Here is a 5,276-nt window from a genome sequence, read left to right on the forward strand (position 1 = left end):
GGGCGCTCCGCGCCCGGCGTGCCTTCCGCAAGCACCTCGCGCGGAAGGCTGAGATAAACCGGCCCACAGGGCTCGCTCAGCGCCACGCTCATGGCACGGTCGATCACGGCGCCTGCCTGTTCGGGATAGCGCAGCTCATAATCCCACTTCACCACTTCGCGGATCATCGAAGCCTGGTCGCGCATCTCCTGGCCCCAATGGATCGGCGCGTTGCGGCTGCCGAAGCGCCCCTTCTCGGTAAGGGGCGTGCGGCCCGAGCACATAAGGATCGGGATATTGTCCGAAGCCGCGTTGATGATGCCCATCACGGAGTTGGCGAGGCCCACATTCACATGGACGATCACGCCCGCGGGCTTGCCGGCCATCAGGTAGTAGCCGTGCGCCATGCCGACCGCCACGCCTTCATGCGGGATCGCCAGCGGCTCGGGCATGGCGATGCCGGACTCGGCGGCGCGGGCGAAAGCCTCGATGATCGAGGGGAAATCCGTCCCGCCATTGGCAAAGAGCACGTCGATGCCCGCCGCCTTCATGTGGCCCAGGAGATGTTCGGCGGCGAAACTGCCGGCCGGCTGATGATGCTTCATCGGGACGATCCTCTTGCTCTCGCGGCTTGAGCCTTCAGGTGACGCTGACGGTTTTGGTGACCAGGAAGGCTTCCAGGCCCTCGATGCCCACCTCGGAGCCGTGACCACTGTGCTTCACGCCGCCGAAGGGCGTTTCGGGAATGGAGATGTTGAAGGAGTTGATGCCGACCATGCCAGCCTCCAGCTCGTCCGACAGCCGGGCGATATTCCTGGCGGAGGCGGTGAAGGCGAAGGCCGCAAGCCCGTAGGGCAGCGAATTGGCCTTGGCGATGCCTTCGTTCAAGTCGGAGAAGCGGTTGAGCACCGCGACCGGCCCGAAAGGCTCCTCGCGCATGATGCGCGCCTCGTTCGGAACATCGGCAAGCACCGTCGGCTCGAAGAAGAAGCCTTCATTGCCGATGCGCCGACCGCCCGTGAGCAGCCGTGCGCCCTTGGCGGTCGCGTCTTGCACAAGCGCTTCGACGGCATCGCGGCGGCGGCCGTGGACCATCGGCCCCATCATGGTCTGCGGGTCGAGGCCGTCGCCAACCCTGATCTTCGCCGCGCGGGCGGCAAAGCCCTCGCAGAACGCGTCATAGGAAGACTCCTGCACCAGGAAGCGCGTGGGCGAGACGCAGACCTGCCCGCAATTGCGGTATTTCCGCAGCACGACCTGGTCGAGCGTCGAGTCCAGGTCGACATCGTCGAACACCAGCACCGGCGCATGGCCGCCGAGCTCCATGGTGGTGCGCTTGAGCCCTTCGGAGGCAAGCCGGATCAGATGCTGGCCGACCGCTACCGATCCGGTGAAGGAGATCTTCCGGATGATGGGCGAAGCAAGAAGGTGGCGCGAGATCGTGTCGGGCACGCCGTAGACCACCGCGATCACTCCCGCAGGCACGCCAGCATCCACCAGGCAGCGGGCGACGGAGGCGGCAGAAGCCGGCGCTTCCTCGCCCGGCTTGTAGATCATGGTGCAGCCTGCGGCGAGCGACGAGCCGAGCTTACGCGCGGCATTGCCGACCGGAAAATTCCAGGCTGAGAAGCCGGCCGTGGGACCGACCGGCTCGCGCACCACCGAAAAGCGCGTCTCGCCCAGCCGGCCGGGGATGATGCGTCCATAGGTGCGCCGCCCCTCCTCCGCGAACCACTCCATCTCCTCGGCGGCGAAATGCGTCTCAAGCCGCGCTTCCGCCAGCGGCTTTCCCATCTCGACCGTGGCTAGCCAGGCGATCTCCTCCTGCCGCTCGCGCATCAGGTCGGCGGCGCGCTTCAGGATCTTGCCGCGCTCGCGCGGGTTGGTCGCGCGCCACTGGCGAAAGGCCCGGTCTGCCGCATCGAGCGCACGGTCGAGATCGGCCGCCGTCGCATGCGGGACGACGCCGATGGGCCTTCCGGTCGCGGGGTTGACCACGGGCTGCGTCTCCCGGCTTTCCGGCGCGATCCACTCCCCGTCTATCAGAAGCTGCGCGGAGACGTATTTGCCCGCCGGCACGGCCCCGTTTTCCCTGCCCACAGCACTCATGATTTTCCTCCCGGTTCAGGCGGCGACGCCGCTACCGCTGGGCATCGAGCCCGTCCGTACCCGCAGTAAAAGCAGGGTACCTGATATGTCAAGCAAAGGCTCATATGGCCGTCGTGCCTCCGTCGATCGGAATCACCGCGCCGGTCATGAAACTGGAGCAGGGGGCGGAGAGGAGGAGGGCGAGGCCCTTGATCTCCTCGACCTCGGCGATGCGTCCGAGCGGCACTGTGTCGGCAAAGGCCTTCTCCACCTCCGGCTCGCGGATGCGGCCGCCGGCGATATTCGTACGGAAGGGACCGGGCGCGATGCCGTTGACCAGCACATTGTAGGGCGCCAGTTCCCAGGAAGCCTGCCGCACCAGATTGGCGACGCCGCCCTTGCTGGAAGCATAGGCGTAGCCGGTCATCGGGTCGCCGCGCAGGCCGGCGATGGAGGCGATAGCGACGATGCGGCCGCTACGCTGCGCCTTCATGTGCCGCGCGGAGGCCTGGATGGTGGCGAAAACCGAGGTCAGGTTGATGTGCAGGACGCGGTTCCACAGTTCGTCGCCGACGTTTTCTATGGCGCCGGCATCCGTGCGCACATTCGGGCCGCCGCTGATGCCGGCATTGGCGATGACGATGTCGAGCCGGCCATGCCGGGAAGCGACGGCATCGACGGCAGAGCGCAGGGCGGAAAGGTCCGATACGTCTACCACCGCCTCCTCCGCTGAAAGCCCCTCACCCTTCAGGCGCGCTGCCAGGGCGGCGACACCCTCGGTATTGATGTCGAAGAGCGCCACATGCGCGCCGTTCTCCGCGAGCACTTCGGCGATCGCCAGCCCCAGCCCGCTTGCAGCACCGGTGACGATGGCTATCTGGCCCGTCAGGTCGAAAAGCTTCTCCGCGCGCATGACATCCTCCCGAAGGCGCTGTCCGCAAGTTGTATGCAAAATCCGGCCGAAGCAAGAGGCCATTCGCTATTATCGGACGACTTTTGATGAAAACAGATTGACGCTACCACCAAAGTTATACAATTTCGACTGCAGAGGAGCCGCCGGTTTTTTTGAAGAGGCGGATCGGGAGGCTTGCTGATGAGCTATACGGAAAGCGAGGAGAGGATCGCCGGCTGCAAGGTGCGGCTGATGCGGGGCGGCAAGGGAGCGCCGCTTCTCTTCCTGCACGGCTCCAGCGGCGCGTCGTCATGGCTGCCCTTCATGGAGGCGCTTTCGCAGAACCATGAGGTGTTCGTGTTCGAGCATCCGGGTTTCGGGCGCTCGGAGAATCCCACCTGGCTCGACACCATGTCGGATCTGGCCTTCTTCTATCTCGACGCGATCGAGCATCTCGGCCTCTCCGACATCAGCCTTGTCGGCGCATCGATCGGCGGCTGGCTTGCAGCCGAGATCGCGATACGCGACTGCAGGAGCCTTGCCTCGCTCACCCTCGTCGCTCCGGCCGGGATCCACGTGAAGGGATTGCGCAAGGGCGACATCTTCATGTGGTCGCCGCAGGAGACGGCGAGGAACCTCTTCTTCGCCCAGTCCTTCGCGGAAAAAATGCTGGCGGCGCCCGTCACGCCTGAGGCGCAGATGGAGATTCTGCAGAACCGCCTCACCACGGCAAAGCTCGCCTGGCAGCCGCGCTTCTACAATCCCGACCTCTACAAATGGCTGCACCGCATCAAGGTCCAGACGCTGATCGTCTGGGGCGAGAACGACAAGGTGATCCCCGCCGGCTACGGCCCGGCCTTCCGCGACCTGATTCCCGGTGCGCGGCTCGAGGTGATCGCCGAGTGCGGGCACCTGCCGCAGGTCGAGAAGATGGAAGAGTTCGTGGGCCTGGTGGGCGGGTTCATCCGGGAGGTCGCGCGATGAAATTCTACTTCATGCATCTGATGCCCTATGCCGATCTCGACCTCTCCTATGACGAGAAGCACAATTCGGCCTGGGTGACGCTACCCAACAGCTACTATGACCCGAAGAAGGGGCACGCGCTCTACAACCGCTATCTCGACGAGCTCGAATATGCGGATCAGCTCGGCTTCGACGGCATCTGCGTCAACGAGCACCATTCCAACGCCTACGGGCTGATGCCGATCCCCGGCGTGATGGCTGGGGCGCTTGCCCGCCGCACGAAGAATGTGAAGATCGCGGTGCTCGGCCGCGCCATCCCGCTCCTCAACAACCCGCTCACCGTGGCGGAAGAATTCGCCATGATCGACAACATCACGGGCGGGCGGCTGATCGCCGGCTTCGTGCGCGGCATCGGCGCGGAATATCATGCCTGGGGCGTCAATCCGGCCTTCTCGCATGAGCGCTTCCAGGAGGCGCACGACCTCATCCTGCAGGCCTGGACGCAGCCTGGTCCCAGCGTCTTCGAGGGCAAGCACTACCACTTCGACTATGTGAATGTCTGGCCCCGGGTCTATCAGGACAGCCCGCATCCGCCGATCTGGATCCCCAGCCAGGGCTCGACGGAAACGATCGAATGGGCGGCCCATCCGGACCGGCGCTACACCTATCTGCAGACTTTTGCGTCGGTCTCGACCGTGGCGCGCTACATGAAGATGTACAAGGACGTGGCTGCCCGTTACGGCTACGAAGCGACCTCCGACCAGCTCGGCTGGTCGCTGCCGCTCTATGTGGCCGAGACGGACGAGATCGCGCGGCGCGAGGCGGCGCCGCATATCGAGGCGTTCCTTCAGAAATTCCTGCGCATGCCGATGGAGATGCTGCTGCCGCCCGGCTACACCTCGGTCAAGTCGATGCTCGGCGCCATGCAGGCCAAGGCCGGCCACGCCACCAAGCAGACGATCGACAGCGTGATTGCCGAGGGAAAATTCATCTGCGGCAGCCCGGCGACGGTGCGCCAGAAGCTCGCCGAATACCGGGAGCAGATAGGCTTCGGCCATCTGCTTACCATGCTGCAGTTCGGCACGCTGCCTGCGGAGCTCACGCGCAAGAATATGGAGATGTTCGCCGCCGAGGTGATCCCGCATCTGCGCCCGGCGGGCGCCGCGGGGCGGGCCATGCCGGTCTAGGCGGAGGCAGCCGCAGGCCGAGGGACGCGCGTCATCGGCACCACGCCCGGCTTTCGCCGTCTGGCCATTGAAGAAGGTGGGAAGCGGGGCGCGTGATCCGTGCCTCTCTGTTAGTTAATCGTGGCGCGTTCCACGCGCCCCGCCGGCCGCTGTCCCGACATTGGCCG

General features: G+C 65.3%; 5 protein-coding genes. 2 read left to right on the forward strand and 3 right to left on the reverse strand.

The genetic code is table 11. The features are described 5' to 3' along the window. The 3 genes from RIN79_RS21310 to RIN79_RS21320 all read right to left on the reverse strand — a co-directional run. On the reverse strand, positions 1-584 hold a 584-nt coding region (locus tag RIN79_RS21310), incomplete at its 3' end, for a thiamine pyrophosphate-binding protein (protein WP_309086714.1). Between the two features lie 34 nt (positions 585-618). Further along, on the reverse strand, positions 619-2,088 hold the full coding sequence (locus tag RIN79_RS21315) for an NAD-dependent succinate-semialdehyde dehydrogenase (RefSeq protein WP_309086715.1): 1,470 nt from the start codon (positions 2,086-2,088) through the stop codon (positions 619-621). A gap of 100 nt (positions 2,089-2,188) precedes the next feature. After that, positions 2,189-2,980: an SDR family NAD(P)-dependent oxidoreductase gene (locus RIN79_RS21320; protein WP_309086716.1), complete on the reverse strand. Its 792-nt coding sequence runs from the start codon at positions 2,978-2,980 to the stop codon at positions 2,189-2,191. Positions 2,981-3,160: 180 nt separating this feature from the next. On the opposite strand from RIN79_RS21320, the gene RIN79_RS21325 reads away from it, so the two are divergent. Together RIN79_RS21325 and RIN79_RS21330 are read left to right on the forward strand one after the other, a co-directional pair. After that, the gene (locus RIN79_RS21325; RefSeq protein ID WP_309086717.1) at positions 3,161-3,943 is read left to right on the forward strand and encodes an alpha/beta hydrolase; all 783 of its coding nucleotides are present in this window, start codon (positions 3,161-3,163) and stop codon (positions 3,941-3,943) included. Next, positions 3,940-5,109 carry an LLM class flavin-dependent oxidoreductase gene (locus tag RIN79_RS21330; protein ID WP_309086718.1) on the forward strand — a complete coding sequence of 390 codons (1,170 nt, stop codon included), beginning with the start codon at positions 3,940-3,942 and terminating at the stop codon, positions 5,107-5,109. Before RIN79_RS21325 ends, RIN79_RS21330 begins: the two co-directional genes overlap by 4 nt. The last annotated feature ends 167 nt before the right edge of the window (positions 5,110-5,276 follow it).

Origin of the sequence: Chelativorans sp., assembly GCF_031180965.1 — a bacterium.
Classification (GTDB): domain Bacteria; phylum Pseudomonadota; class Alphaproteobacteria; order Rhizobiales; family Rhizobiaceae; genus Chelativorans.

Excerpts from the sequence above, each read along its gene's own strand:
- RIN79_RS21315 (WP_309086715.1), bottom strand. The coding sequence starts at position 2,088 with ATGAGTGCTGTGGGCAGGGAAAACGGGGCCGTGCCGGCGGGCAAATAC.
- RIN79_RS21320 (WP_309086716.1), bottom strand. The coding sequence starts at position 2,980 with ATGCGCGCGGAGAAGCTTTTCGACCTGACGGGCCAGATAGCCATCGTC.
- RIN79_RS21325 (WP_309086717.1), top strand. The coding sequence starts at position 3,161 with ATGAGCTATACGGAAAGCGAGGAGAGGATCGCCGGCTGCAAGGTGCGG.
- RIN79_RS21330 (WP_309086718.1), top strand. The coding sequence starts at position 3,940 with ATGAAATTCTACTTCATGCATCTGATGCCCTATGCCGATCTCGACCTC.